This is a genomic window from Streptomyces sp. DSM 106670 (assembly GCF_055792845.1).
Genome location: NZ_CM147704.1, coordinates 3,104,439 through 3,117,905, shown reverse-complemented (window position 1 = coordinate 3,117,905; position 13,467 = coordinate 3,104,439). Strand labels below are relative to the sequence as shown.

The 13,467-nt window shown below is 72.1% G+C and carries 11 protein-coding genes and 1 riboswitch; all 11 genes read left to right on the top strand.

Translation table 11 applies throughout. The features are described from left to right. The first annotated feature begins 58 nt into the window (after nucleotides 1-58). The 11 genes from ACSMXR_RS13755 (at nucleotide 59) to eno (ending at nucleotide 13,398) form a co-directional block, all read left to right on the top strand. On the top strand, nucleotides 59-805 hold the full coding sequence (locus ACSMXR_RS13755; RefSeq protein WP_137234322.1) for an N-acetyltransferase: 747 nt from the start codon (nucleotides 59-61) through the stop codon (nucleotides 803-805). Further along, nucleotides 802-1,407, top strand: coding sequence for a cysteine hydrolase family protein (locus ACSMXR_RS13750; RefSeq protein WP_473171970.1), 606 nt, complete (start codon nucleotides 802-804; stop codon nucleotides 1,405-1,407). Before ACSMXR_RS13755 ends, ACSMXR_RS13750 begins: the two co-directional genes overlap by 4 nt. 148 nt (nucleotides 1,408-1,555) lie before the next feature. Then, nucleotides 1,556-2,170 carry a hypothetical protein gene (locus tag ACSMXR_RS13745; RefSeq protein ID WP_473171969.1) on the top strand — a complete coding sequence of 205 codons (615 nt, stop codon included), beginning with the start codon at nucleotides 1,556-1,558 and terminating at the stop codon, nucleotides 2,168-2,170. Then, nucleotides 2,167-3,819 carry a serine/threonine-protein kinase gene (locus ACSMXR_RS13740; RefSeq protein WP_137234324.1) on the top strand — a complete coding sequence of 551 codons (1,653 nt, stop codon included), beginning with the start codon at nucleotides 2,167-2,169 and terminating at the stop codon, nucleotides 3,817-3,819. Before ACSMXR_RS13745 ends, ACSMXR_RS13740 begins: the two co-directional genes overlap by 4 nt. A gap of 122 nt (nucleotides 3,820-3,941) precedes the next feature. Then, the gene (locus ACSMXR_RS13735) at nucleotides 3,942-4,595 is read left to right on the top strand and encodes a SurA N-terminal domain-containing protein (protein WP_473171968.1); all 654 of its coding nucleotides are present in this window, start codon (nucleotides 3,942-3,944) and stop codon (nucleotides 4,593-4,595) included. Between the two features lie 70 nt (nucleotides 4,596-4,665). After that, nucleotides 4,666-5,673: a nucleoside triphosphate pyrophosphohydrolase gene (locus ACSMXR_RS13730; RefSeq protein ID WP_473171967.1), complete on the top strand. Its 1,008-nt coding sequence runs from the start codon at nucleotides 4,666-4,668 to the stop codon at nucleotides 5,671-5,673. Between the two features lie 41 nt (nucleotides 5,674-5,714). Further along, nucleotides 5,715-8,069: an SEL1-like repeat protein gene (locus ACSMXR_RS13725; RefSeq protein WP_473171966.1), complete on the top strand. Its 2,355-nt coding sequence runs from the start codon at nucleotides 5,715-5,717 to the stop codon at nucleotides 8,067-8,069. Further along, nucleotides 8,066-9,412, top strand: coding sequence for a cytochrome P450 family protein (locus ACSMXR_RS13720; protein WP_381851386.1), 1,347 nt, complete (start codon nucleotides 8,066-8,068; stop codon nucleotides 9,410-9,412). Before ACSMXR_RS13725 ends, ACSMXR_RS13720 begins: the two co-directional genes overlap by 4 nt. 176 nt (nucleotides 9,413-9,588) lie before the next feature. Continuing rightward, entirely contained in the window at nucleotides 9,589-10,605 is a 1,017-nt protein-coding gene (locus tag ACSMXR_RS13715; protein WP_473171965.1) for a transglycosylase family protein, read from the top strand. Between the two features lie 292 nt (nucleotides 10,606-10,897). Then, nucleotides 10,898-11,073: riboswitch (cyclic di-AMP (ydaO/yuaA leader) on the top strand. Between the two features lie 5 nt (nucleotides 11,074-11,078). Further along, complete coding sequence (locus ACSMXR_RS13710) at nucleotides 11,079-11,783, top strand: transglycosylase family protein (RefSeq protein WP_403301595.1); 705 nt, start codon at nucleotides 11,079-11,081, stop codon at nucleotides 11,781-11,783. Between the two features lie 334 nt (nucleotides 11,784-12,117). Beyond that, a complete protein-coding gene (gene eno, locus ACSMXR_RS13705; RefSeq protein WP_018515627.1) occupies nucleotides 12,118-13,398 on the top strand; it encodes a phosphopyruvate hydratase in 1,281 nt (426 codons plus the stop codon). The last annotated feature ends 69 nt before the right edge of the window (nucleotides 13,399-13,467 follow it).

Here is a 13,467-nt window from a genome sequence, read left to right as displayed (position 1 = left end):
ATGGTCGTCCGGCGATATTCGCTGGTCGGAGCGGTGCGGGCCGCCTAGGGTCGCGCCCATGGAGCTGAACATCACCACCCTCGCCGAGCGCCCGGAGCTGGCCGCCGCCCTGGACCGGATGCCGGACACCTGGCCGGAGTTCGTGCTGGAGGACATCGTCGGCTGGGCGAACTTCGCCCGGATCGCGGTCGAGTTCCCCCAGTACGTGCTGGTCGCGACCGACCCCGAGGGCGTCGTGGTGGCCCGCGCCTACAGCGTGCCCTTCGTGCTGGACGCCCCCGGGCGCGGGGAACTGCCCGTCGGCGGCTGGGACCGGATGCTGCTCTGGGCGTTCGCGGACCTGCGGCGCGGGCGCACGCCCGACACGGTCGGCGCGATCGAGATCACGGTGGCCACCGGCCATCAGGGCAAGGGGATATCGGGCCGGATGCTCGCCGCGATGCGCGACAACGCGGCGAGGCACGGTCTCCGGGAGGTCGTCGCCCCGGTGCGGCCGAGCGGCAAGCATCTGCGGCCCGGCCTGCCGATGGAGGAGTACGTCCGGCTGACCCGCCCCGAGGACGGGCTGCCCGAGGACCCGTGGCTGCGGGTCCACGTCCGGGCGGGCGGCACGGTGGACTCGGTCGCCACCGTGTCCATGACCGTGAGCGGTTCGCTCGCGCAGTGGCGGGAGTGGACCGGGCTGCCGTTCGACACGGACGGTCCGGTGGAGGTGCCGGGGGCGCTCGTCCCGGTGCACTGCGCGCTCGCCCACGGGTACGCGGTCTACGTCGAGCCCAACGTCTGGGTGCGGCACCGGCTGTGACGGCGAACCCGGGCGAGAGGGAGCACCCGGGCGGGAGGGCGGCCTCCGCGCTGCTCGTCGTCGACATGCAGCAGGCCCTCGTCGCGATCGCCCACCGGGCGTCCGGCACCGTCGCGGCCATCGCCGGTCTCCAGGCGCGGGCGCGGGCGGCCGGCGCCCCGGTGGTGTTCGCGCAGCAGCGGGACGAGGAGCTGGAACCCGGCACCGACGGATGGCGGATTGTGCCCGAACTGGCCCCCGCCTCCGGCGAGTCCGTCGTGCCCAAGGCCGCCCCGGACAGCTTCCTGGACACGGAACTGGACGCGATCCTGCGGGCCCGGGGGATCACCGAGGTCGTCGTCACCGGGTTCGCCACCGAGATCTGCGTCGAGTCCACCGCCCGGCAGGCGCTGAGCCGGGGGTACGACGTGGTCCTCGTCGCGGACGGGCACACCACCTCGGTCCGGCCGGACTCCGGTCCGTACGCCGCACCGGAGGCGTCCGTCGCGCACCACAACGAGATCTACCGCAACCTCCGCTTCCCGGGCCGCCGGGTGCGCGTACTGCGGGCGGCCGAGGTGGAGTTCGGCGGACGCGCCCCGGCCCGGTCCGGCCCCCGGTGAACTGACGCACAACAGCCGGGCACAACAGCCGGGCACAACGGCCGGACACAACGGTTGGGCACAACGATGGGCACAACCGGGACGGCCGGTCGGCGGAGGTGTATACGCTCACCCCACACGTCCGCCATCCGCGCCCCAGGAGCAGCACATGCACGGCTACGGCCTCACGCCGCAGCAGCCGACGACACCCCGGCCCTCCCAGGCGACGCTCACCGCCGTGCGCGTGATCCTCGTGGTGGTGACCGTGCTGAGCTGCGGCCTGCTGGGCTGGGCGGCGATGCTGCGGCTCGCGATCGTCACCCGCAGGCCGCGCGACTGGATCCTGCTGGTGGTCGTGGCGCTCCTCAACGGCGGGCTGTTCGTCTTCATCATGGCCACCCCGGACGACCCCGACGACATGTCGGACGCGGCGGCGGTGGTCCTGTTCCTCTGGCTCGTCGGCGTGCTGGCCGGGGTCATCACCTATTACCTGTACGCGGAGATACGCCACTACAGCTCCCTCGGCTCCCCGCCGTCGCCCGCGTCCCCGTACGCGGCCACCGCGCCCGTGCACCCCACGCCCCTTCCGTACCAGCAGCAGCACCACGTCCAGCCGCAGCCGCAGCACCAGCCCAACCCCTACACCGTGCAGACCCCGCCGCTCACGCCCACGCCCGCGCCCCAGCGCCTCGACCAGGTCCGCGCCGAGCTGGACGAACTGAGCGACTACCTCCGCAAGGAGAACAAGGAGCACAAGGAGCACAGGGAGGGCGAGGGCCGGTGAGCGGGCGGATCATCGCCGACCGGTACGAACTGGCGTCCATCCTCGGCCAGGGCGGCATGGGCCAGGTGTGGACGGCGTACGACCGCCGACTGGACCGCCGCGTCGCCGTGAAGCTGCTCCGCCCCGACCGGGTCGCCGGTCCCACCGGCAGCGACGCGGCCGACGAACTGCGCCGCCGGTTCGTCCGCGAGTGCCGGGTCACCGCGCAGGTCGACCACCCCGGCCTGGTCACCGTGCACGACGCGGGCAGCGACAACGACGACCTCTACCTCGTCATGCAGTACGTCGAGGGCGCCGACCTCGCCGACCACCTGACCGAGCGGGCCCCGTACCCCTGGCCGTGGGCCGTCGCGGTCGCCGCCCAGCTCTGCGCCGTCCTCAGCGCGGTGCACGCGGTGCCGATCGTCCACCGCGACCTCAAGCCCCGCAACGTCATGGTCCGGCCCGACGGCACCGTCACCGTCCTCGACCTCGGCGTCGCCTCCGTCCTCGACACGGACACCACCCGCCTCACGCACACCGGTTCACCCATCGGCTCCCCGGCCTACATGGCCCCCGAGCAGGCGATGGGCGGCGCGGTCGGCCCGCGCACCGACCTGTACGCCCTCGGGGTCGTCCTGCACGAACTCCTCAGCGGAGACGTTCCGTTCGCCGGGTCCACCGCGCTCGGCGTGCTGCACCGCCACCTCTACGAGCCCCCGCTCCCGGTCCGGCAGGCCCGCCCCGAGGTTCCCGTGCCGCTGGAGGCCCTCGTGCTGCGGCTGCTCGCCAAGGACCCGGGCGACCGGCCGGCCTCCGCACAGGAGGTGTACGAGGAGCTGGCCCCGCTGCTGCCCAAGCACGGGACGCCCGCCGGGCCGCTCGACCCGACCCGCCCGTTCCTGCGCCCGCACGCGCCCTGGCCGGACCGGGCCGCGACCCCCGCCTCCGTGCCCGCCCCGGCCACCTTCGCCGCGCCGCCGCCCACGCTCGCCGCCCCGCCGTCCTTCACCCCGCCCCCGGCCGTCCTCGCGTCGCCCGCCCGGGCCACCCCCGTACCGCCGAGCACCCCGCCCCACGCCACCCCGCCGCCCGCCCGGCCGGATGTCGCGCGGGCCGTGGACGAGGTCAAGAAGCTGCTCGGCGAGGGCCGGATCACCCAGGCCGTCGACGTCCTCGGCGCCACCCTCCCGGCCGCCGCCGCCGAGCACGGCGAGCACTCACCGGTCGTCCGCATCCTGCGCAAGCAGTACGCCGCGACGCTGATGGACGACGGGCAGTACCGCCGCGCCCTGCCCGAACTGCGCCGCCTCGCCGGGGACCGCGCCGCCGAGGCGGGACCGGGCGACGCCCAGGCCCTCCAGTTCCGCTACGACGTGGCCCAGTGCCTCGAACAGCTCGGCGAGGCCGGGGCCGCGCTGGGCGAGTACCGCGCGGTCCTCCCGTTCTACGAGAACGCCTACGGGGCGGTCACCTCCGACCCCGGCCGCGCACTCGACATCCGGCACCGCATCGGACAGCTGCTCCTGGCGGTCGGCGACCACACAGCGGGCCGGGCCCAGCTCCAGGCCCTGCTGTACGACGCCGAGCGCAGCTACGGGCCGCACCACCCGCTGCCGATGGACCTGCGCCGCCTGCTCAGCCACCAGCGGGACGTCCGCGGCGGCTGACCACATCCCCAACTCCTCCGGAATCGTTGGTCGAATCAGTGGCACGCACCACATCCACTGCCTAACATCGATCACCGCAAGGCTTTGTGCACCCATGCACAAACTCTCCCCGGGAGGCTCCTTTGCACCGCCGTCGTCGCACCGCGCTCGCCGTCCTCGCCGCAACGCTCGTCGCGGCGCCGCTCCTTTCGGCCTGCGGCAACCAGGCCCACCCCGGCGCCGCGGCCGTCGTGGGCGGCGAACGGATCGAGGTCTCGGCGGTCCAGGCCAGCGCGGCGGACGTCCGCACCGCCCAGGAGAGCTCCCCGCAGGCCGCCCAGCTGGTGAACAAGTCGGGCCAGCTCAACCGCGCCAAGCTGCACGGGCTGATCTTCGGCCGGATCCTCGACCGGGCCGCCGATGACGCGGGGGTCACGGTCACCCGCAAGGAGATCCAGGAGATGCGGCAGGCCAGCCTCGCCCAGCAGGGCGGCGAGGAGCAGTTCGAGGCGATGATGCTCCAGCAGCGCTGGGTCGCCCCGGACCAGATCGACGCCGACATGCGCCAGGAGGTCCAGCTCCCGAAGCTCGCCCGGGCGCTCGGCGCGGACCTCGGCACCCCCGCCGGTCAGCAGGCGGTCGGCGAGGCCCTCACCAAGGCGTCGAAGGCGCTCGACATCGACGTCAACCCGCGCTTCGGCACCTGGGACGACCAGAAGATGCAGCTCGGGAACTACAGCGCGCCCTGGATCACCCAGCGCACCGAGTTCGCCCCCGAGCAGCCGGCGGACGCCTGACCGCCCCCGGCGGGGCTGGGGCCGGGGCCGGGGCCGGAGGCAGGATCGCTTCCGGAGGTAGGTTCGCAGGGTGAACGCCGAAGCCCCCGACACCTCCGTCGAGACCCCCGCCGACCCCGGACGCATCGTCCTGCTCACCGCCAGCCACCGGGTCGCGCCCGGCCTGCTGTCCTGGCCGGCCTGGCAGACCCTGCACGCCGCCGACCGCGTCCTCACCGCGGATCCGGACCAGCCGCAACTGCCCTACCTCCGCGAGGCGGGCGTACACGTCGAACACGCCGCGCCCTCCGCGGACGAACTGGTCGCGGACTGCGCGGGCGGCCGGACGGTGGTCGTCCTGACCGGCGGCGAGGGCAACGCCCCCCTCACCGACGGCCTGGCCCGCCTCGGCGGCTCGGGCCGGGTGGCCATGCCGGACCTGGAACTGCTCCCCGGCTCGTACGACCTCCCCGGCGCCCGCCTCCTCGACCTGGTCCAGGTCATGGACCGGATCCGCCGCGAGTGCCCCTGGACCTCGCAGAAGACGCACCGGGGCCTCGCCAAGTACGCCATCGAGGAGGCGTACGAACTGGTCGAGGCGATCGAGGACGGCGACCGGACCGAACTGCGCGAGGAACTGGGCGACGTACTCCTCCAGGTCGTCTTCCACGCCCGCATCGCGGAGGAGGACCCCGAGGAGCCCTTCGCCATCGACGACGTGGCGGGCGGCCTCGTCGAGAAGCTGATCCACCGCCACCCGCACGTCTTCGGCGACGAGACGGCGGAGACCCCCGAGGACGTGCACGCGCACTGGCTGCGCACCAAGGCGATCGAGAAGCAGCGCACCTCGGTCACCGAGGGCGTCCCCCTCGGCCAGCCGGGCCTGGCCCTCGCCGCGAAGCTGGCGAGCCGGGTCCGCACGGCGGGCCTGGACGTCCCCCTCCCGACGGCCGACGCCACCGTCGACCCCATCGGCTACGAACTGCTCGCCCTCGCCGTCGCCGCCGAGGCGAACGGCACCGACCCGGAGGCCGCCCTGCGCGCGGCGGCCCGGGCGTACAGGGACGCGATCGTGGCGGCGGAGGGCGGTGCGGGTTAGTACGGTGACACCAGAGGTCGTACGAGGGGTGGGGGACAGGCATGGACGCTGAACTGGGGTCGCTGGCCGAGGCCTTGGGCCGGGGCATCGCCGAGGGATCTCCCGACCTGAACGCGCTGCTGAGCGACACCGCGAGCCGAAGTGTCGTTCCCTCGCTGGTACCGCAGCTGAACCAGGTGTTCACCAGATTCCAGGGGAAATCCGGCGCGTGGCCGCTGGCGGCGCAGGACATGTTCGAGGTTCTGCGCCTGGTCCGGCTCCGCGACGCCGTCGTGTACGGGGAGCTGAAGGTGATCGCTGAAGCCTTCGCCGAGGACGAGCGGGCCCGCACGGCTCCGGTACCGCAGCACGCGCCCGACACCGCCACGAACGCCAACACCGTTTCGGGCGGCACTTTCAACGAACCGGTCGTCCAGGCCGGGAGCATCCCCGGCGGCGTACACACCTATTACGGGCAGACCCCGCACTCCGGTCTCCCCAGGGTCGCCGACTGGCCGCAGCTGGACCGGGCCAACGCGATCGCCCTCGGCGTGCGCCGCCCGCGCCGTATCGCGGACGAACGGCCCCTGCCGCGCTACGTGGTGCGGGACTGTGTCCCCGCCCTGGACGCCCAGGTCCTGGCAGCGGCCCGGGAGGGCGGGCTGGTGCTGGTGACCGGCGAGCCGCTGTCCGGCAAGACCAGGACGCTCTGGGCGGCCCTGTTCACCAACCTCCCCGGCACGACGAGGATCATCCACCCGGCTCCCGGCACGGATCTGCGCGGGCTGACCGCCGTGCTGCGGGCCCGGGGCGACGCGGAGTGCGTGCTCTGGCTCGATGATCTGGACGGCCACCTCGGCGAGCACGGGCTGACCGTTGCCCTCCTCGTCGAGCTCGCCCGTCTGCGCGTCCCGGTGCTCGCCACCATGAGCGACGAGGCGTACGACACCCACCGCTTCGGCAGCCCCGCGCACACCCGTCTCCTGAGCGGCGTGGACCCCGTCGAACTCGGCGCGGAATGGTCCCCGGCCGAGGTGGAACGGCTGGCCGCCGCAGCACCCCACGACCTCCGCCTGTCGGGTGCGTACGCGCATTGCGCCCGGCACAGCACCCCCGCGTACCTCGCTGTCGGACCGGAACTCCTGGGCGAGTGGCGGAGGGCCCGCCGCGCGAACGCGCACCCGCTCGGCCACCGCCTCGTGCTCGCCGCGATCGACCTGGCGCGCTGCGGGGTCGAGGAGGTGGTCGGGGCCGATGTGCTGCGCACGGCGAGCGGGTTCTACGAAGGTGCGGCCCCGGACGTCTCGCCCGAGGATCTCGACCGGGCCCTGGCCTGGGCGGCCGGAGTGCGTCACGGCACCACGGGCATGCTCGTCCCCGGCACGGAGGCCGGCACCTGGCGGGCGTACGGCTCCCTGGTCGAGGACGCCCGGGACGGGATGCCCGGGTTCGGCCCCGTTCCGCCGGAGCTGTGGCGGCTCGCCGTCGACACGGTCGACCATGTGGACGATGTCCTCATACGCGCCCGTGCCGTCCTCGGGCCGGAGGCGGAGACGAACCCGCAGGCGCTGCTGACCCTCGGCCGCATCGAGGAGGAGTACGGGGACGAGGAGGTCGCCGAGGCCTGGTTCCGCCGGGCGGCGGACGCGGGCAGCACGGAGGCGGCGGGGCGGCTGGGGAGCTTGCTGTTCCACCGGGAGGACATGGCGGCGGCGGCCCCGTACCTGGAGAAGGCGGCGGAGAGCGGGGACGTCGATGCGCAGAGCCTGCTCGGCACCGCCCTGTTGCGGCGGTCGGAGCACTGGCTGCGGACGGCGGCGGAGGGCGGTGACGGGTTCGCCGCATGCATGCTGGGCGATCTGCGCCGGGGGGAGGGCGACCACCAAACCGCGTTGACCTGGTACCAGGCAGCGGCCGCGCAGGGTCTGAGGACCCGTGTCGCGTCGCGGATCGGCTGGGTGTTCCACGAGTGGGAGCACCACAAGGAAGCGGAGAAGTGGTACCGGATCGCCGTGGAGTCGGGCGATCTGTCAGCTGCGAACGATCTGGGCCTGTTGCTCGAGAACCGTGGAGCCATGGAGGAGGCAGTCGCTTGTTACCGGCAGTCCGCCGAGGACGGCAATGCCACGGCGGCGCACAACTTCGGCATCATTCTGAACAAACAGGGCAAGCGGGAGGCGGCCAGGGAGTGGTTCGCCCGTGCCCACGAGTTGGGCGACTACGACGGGGCCTATCGCATGGGGTGCTCTCTGATGTGGGAGAACCGGCACGACGAGGCCGAGGAATGGCTCCGCAAGGCCCAGGAGGTCGGCCATCACAAGGCCGACAGCGCACTGGCCGACCTCAAGAAGGCCCGGACCGCCGCCCACCGGCCCGACACCCCCGCCTCCGGCGCTCCCGATAACGTCAAGGCGTGAACGACAGCCCCGCCCCCAGCACCCCCGAGCCCTCAGCCTGCCCCCACGCCACCCCGGACGAGGCCGCCCCGGCGGCCCCCGCCCCCGCCCCCGAACTCTTCACCTGGGAGTTCGCCACCGACCCCTACCCCGCCTACGCCTGGCTCCGCGAGCACCGCCCCGTGCACCGCACCGCGTTGCCCAGCGGGGTCGAGGCCTGGCTCGTGACGCGGTACGGGGATGCCAAGCAGGCGCTCGCCGATGCGCGGCTCTCCAAGAATCCGGCCCATCACGCCGAGTCGCCGCACGCCAAGGGGAAGACGGGGATCCCGGGGGAGCGCAAGGCGGAGCTGATGACGCATCTGCTCAATATCGATCCGCCGGACCACACCCGGCTGCGCCGGCTCGTGTCCAAGGCGTTCACCCCGCGCCGGGTCGCGGAGTTCGCGCCCCGTGTGCAGGAGCTGACGGACCGGCTCATCGACGAGTTCATCGAGAAGGGGGAGGCCGACCTCATCCACGACCTCGCCTTTCCGCTCCCCATCTACGCCATCTGCGATCTGCTCGGCGTCCCCCGCGAGGACCAGGACGACTTCCGGGACTGGGCGGGCATGATGATCCGGCACGGTGGCGGGCCGCGTGGCGGGGTCGCCAGGTCGGTGAAGAAGATGCGCGGCTATCTCGCCGAACTCATCCACCGGAAGCGGGAGAGCCCCGGCGACGACCTGATCTCCGGGCTGATCCGGGCCAGCGACCACGGCGAGCACCTCACGGAGAACGAGGCGGCCGCGATGGCGTTCATCCTTCTCTTCGCCGGGTTCGAGACGACCGTCAATCTGATCGGGAACGGGACCTACGCGCTGCTGCGCCACCCCGAGCAGCGGGCCCGGCTGGAAGCCTCGCTGGACGCCGGGGAGAGCGCGCTGCTGGCGACCGGGCTGGAGGAACTGCTCCGGTTCGACGGGCCGGTCGAGATGGCGACCTGGCGGTACGCCACCGAGGCGCTGACCCTGGGCGGCGCGGAGATCGCCGCCGGGGATCCCGTACTCGTGGTGCTCGCGGCGGCCGACCGCGACCCGGAGCGGTTCGCGGATCCGGACATGCTGGACCTTGCACGGCGTGACAATCAGCACCTCGGATACGGGCACGGCATCCACTACTGCCTGGGTGCGCCGCTGGCCCGGCTGGAGGGGCAGACCGCGCTGGCCACGCTGTTGAGACGCCTCCCTGACCTGCGACTTGCGGGAGAACCTGGCGATTTGCGCTGGCGCGGCGGGCTCATCATGCGTGGACTGCGCACGCTTCCCGTCGAGTTCGAGCCGGGCAGCCGCTCAGAAAAAAGTGACACGCTGTCAACTCTGTGACTTTCACGTGATCTGCGCTGCATCGACTTGTGACACACGTTCGAGTCCCGCTAGGTTCACGGTTCGACGCGTCGGTCGCTCGTTGCTCACGCGTCACTTGTGTGTCGCTGCCGGCGTCTGTTCCTGCCGCGCGGCGCACGGGTCACTCGCTTGTCAGTCGCACGGAAGGCATACCCATGGGCTCCGCGAACGGCAGACACCGCCGCCCTCGCCAGGCACCCGCCATCGTCGTCGCCGCAGGTGTGACGGGATCGGCCATCGCCATCCCGCTGCTCGGCGCGAGCGGCGCGCACGCGGCCGAGGCCTCCACCTGGGACCGGGTCGCGGAGTGCGAGAGCGGCGGCATGTGGAGCGCCGACCTCGGCAACGGCTACTACGGCGGGCTCCAGTTCTCCCAGGAGACCTGGTCGGCGTACGGCGGCACGGCGTTCGCGCCCCGCGCCGACCTCGCCAGCCGGTCGCAGCAGATCTCCGTCGCCGAGAAGGTCCTGGACGACCAGGGCCCGAAGGCGTGGCCCAGCTGCGCGGTGATCTCCGGTCTCGCGGTGGACGGCAGCCTGCCGGGCGTCGACCCGGGCACCTCGCCGACCCCCGATCCGACGAGCACCCCGACCGACGAAGCGGACGCCCCCGACGAAGCGGATGAATCCGGCAAGTCCGGTGAGGCCGACAAGTCCGGCAAGGGTGAGAAGAAGGGTGAGAAGGAGAGCGACGGTACAGGGGAGGGGAGCGAGACCCCCGACTCCTCGGTGACGCCCACCACCCCGCCGTCCTCCGAGGCTCCCGACGCCACGGACCCCTCCGGCGCCCCCGACGCCTCGACCGGCGAGAGCGGCAAGGGCGGCAAGCACCGCGGCACCCCCGCGCCCGAGGAGGTCGACGGCGGCCAGGACGACGGCCCCCGCGGGTCCGGCCGGCACGCCTCGCGCGGTGACGGCGACGCGCGCGACGGCGGCGCCGCGGGCGCCGGTGCGTACACGGTGCAGCCCGGCGACAACCTCTGGGCCATCGCCGACGCCCAGGAACTTCCCGGCGGCTGGACCGGTCTGTACGAGACCAACAAGGACCTCCTGGGCTCCGACCCGGACCTGATCCTGCCCGGCCAGAGCCTGGATCTGGGCCTGGGTCAGGACGCGGAGCAGGGCGGGGACCAGGGTGCGCCGGAAGGCGCCGAGGTGCCTGCCGCCAACTGATTCAATTCGGGCGAAAACGCCCGGGAAAATCAGGCAGTTCAGAGACCTATGTCCACTTTTGCGGAAGTGAGACATGGGTCTCTTTGCTTCAACTGGCGCGTCTCGCCCGGCCAGTCCGCGCGTATCGCCCCCGACCTGCGGAAATGCCCCATCGGTCGCGGTGAGTTCGGGCCGATTGTGCCCTATGTCCATCTTTGAATGTCGGGGTTGCCTGTGTTTACGGTCGGAGCCGCTCGCACCGCGGGCCCCGTCGACCGTCACGCCGAATCCTGCCGTCGGTCGAAGGGAACAGACGCGTAAAGCGCCGTAGGCAGGAGCGGGGGACCCAGGTAAGCCGCCGGGTCCGCACAGCCCCTCCGGGGGATGTACGGGACCGGCTAGGGGTGAAGCCGTGCGCACGACGCACGGCCGGGCAACTCATCAGCCCGAACCCGACAGCTCACCTCGTAGGCGTCGGTGAGGAGATTCGTTCCATGCTGCTGAACAGCAAGGGCAAGCACCGCCGCCCGTCCAAGGCCACCCGTATCGCCACCCTCGCGGGTGTCACCGGTGCCGCCGTCGCCGTCCCGCTGATGGGCGCGACCAACGCGTCCGCCGCCTCCGTCGAGACCTGGGACGCCGTCGCCCAGTGCGAGTCGGGCGGCAACTGGTCCATCAACACCGGCAACGGCTACTACGGCGGACTGCAGTTCTCGCAGTCCAGCTGGGCCGCCGCCGGTGGTACGCAGTACGCCTCGCGCGCCGACCTGGCCTCCAAGGACCAGCAGATCGCCACCGCCGAGAAGCTCCTCGACCTGCAGGGCCCGGGCGCCTGGGCCTGCGCCGGCGCCGGCGGCCTCACCAACGACGGTGTGGACCCGGGCGTGAACACCGGCTCCGGCCAGTCCGAGAGCAAGCCCGAGCAGGCGCAGCCCCAGCGTCAGGCCGAGCAGCCCACCACGCGCTCCGAGCAGCGCGAGGCCCCCAAGGCCGAGAGCAAGAAGACCGTCACCACCCCGACCGGCGAGAAGGTCAAGAAGGGTGACGGCGAGTACAAGGTCAAGGCCGGCGACACCCTGAGCAAGATCGCCGAGAAGGAAGGCGTCAAGGGCGGCTGGAGCAAGCTCTTCAAGCTCAACGACGACATCGTCGAGGACGCCGACCTGATCTTCCCGGGTCAGCAGCTCCACCTGAAGTAAACGCCGTATCTCCTCCCCGGAGGGGAAGCGTCCGGCGGCACTTCTCCTCGCACGGCTTCCCGGCCCGGCGCGCTCATCCCCCCAGCGCGCCGGGCCGGGTTCTTCGTCGGCGAGGGGCCGAAGGGGAGCGCGGTTGCGTTCACCTCTTGTCGGCAACACGTGTTACTGCTCAGTAGATATCTAGAGTTTTGTCCCGTTACGCAGGTCCTTGGGTCCTTTTTCGTCCCAGGAGACGGGCGGTCGGCTGGCCGACGCGGCCGGGCCGGATAGGCTCGGGTCGCAAGGCCACAGTGACCCTGCACAACCAGTGTCAGATCCCAGAAGGAGATGCCTCGTGCCGTCCATCGACGTCGTCGTAGCCAGGGAAATCCTCGACTCCCGGGGCAACCCCACGGTCGAGGTCGAGGTTGGCCTCGACGACGGCAGCACGGGCCGTGCTGCTGTTCCGTCCGGCGCCTCCACCGGTGCGTTCGAGGCTGTAGAGCTTCGCGACGGTGACCCCAACCGCTACCAGGGCAAGGGCGTCGAGAAGGCCGTCCTCGCCGTCATCGAGCAGATCGGCCCGGAGCTCGTCGGGTACGACGCCACCGAGCAGCGCCTCATCGACCAGGCGATGTTCGACCTGGACGCCACCGAGAACAAGGCCTCGCTCGGCGCGAACGCCATCCTCGGCGTCTCGCTGGCCGTCGCGCACGCCGCATCCGAGGCGTCCGACCTGCCGCTCTTCCGCTACCTCGGCGGCCCGAACGCGCACCTGCTGCCCGTTCCGATGATGAACATCCTGAACGGCGGCTCGCACGCCGACTCCAACGTGGACATCCAGGAGTTCATGATCGCGCCGATCGGCGCCGAGTCCTTCTCCGAGGCCCTGCGCTGGGGCGCGGAGATCTACCACACGCTGAAGAAGGTCCTCAAGACCAAGGGCCTGTCCACCGGACTCGGCGACGAGGGCGGCTTCGCCCCGAACCTGGAGTCCAACCGCGCCGCCCTGGACCTCATCGTCGAGGCCATCACGGAGGCCGGCTACGTCCCGGGCCGTGACGTGGCGCTCGCGCTCGACGTCGCCGCGTCCGAGTTCTACAAGGACGGCGTCTACGAGTTCGAGGGCAAGTCCCGCTCGGCCGCCGAGATGACCGAGTACTACGAGGAGCTCGTCTCCGCGTACCCGCTGGTCTCCATCGAGGACCCGCTGTACGAGGACGACTGGGCCGGCTGGAAGGTCATCACCGACCGCATCGGCTCCAAGGTCCAGATCGTCGGCGACGACCTCTTCGTCACCAACCCCGAGCGTCTGGCCCGCGGCATCGAGGAGGGCTCCGCCAACGCCCTGCTCGTGAAGGTCAACCAGATCGGTTCGCTGACCGAGACCCTGGACGCCGTCGAGCTGGCCCAGCGCAACGGCTTCAAGTGCATGATGTCGCACCGCTCCGGCGAGACCGAGGACGTCACCATCGCCGACCTCGCCGTCGCCGTGAACTGCGGCCAGATCAAGACCGGCGCCCCGGCCCGCTCGGACCGCGTCGCCAAGTACAACCAGCTGCTGCGCATCGAGGAGATCCTCGACGACGCCGCGGTGTACGCGGGCCGCTCCGCCTTCCCGCGCTTCAAGGGCTGACCCGAAGTCGCAAGCAGGTAGCCTCCGCCCGTCCCCGCACCCGGTCCCGTACCGTGTGCGGGGACGGAC

Bases quoted from the DNA above. Each gene is read 5' to 3' on its own strand.
- ACSMXR_RS13755 (WP_137234322.1), top strand. From the start codon at position 59: ATGGAGCTGAACATCACCACCCTCGCCGAGCGCCCGGAGCTGGCCGCC.
- ACSMXR_RS13725 (WP_473171966.1), top strand. From the start codon at position 5,715: ATGGACGCTGAACTGGGGTCGCTGGCCGAGGCCTTGGGCCGGGGCATC.
- ACSMXR_RS13710 (WP_403301595.1), top strand. From the start codon at position 11,079: ATGCTGCTGAACAGCAAGGGCAAGCACCGCCGCCCGTCCAAGGCCACC.
- ACSMXR_RS13745 (WP_473171969.1), top strand. From the start codon at position 1,556: ATGCACGGCTACGGCCTCACGCCGCAGCAGCCGACGACACCCCGGCCC.
- ACSMXR_RS13715 (WP_473171965.1), top strand. From the start codon at position 9,589: ATGGGCTCCGCGAACGGCAGACACCGCCGCCCTCGCCAGGCACCCGCC.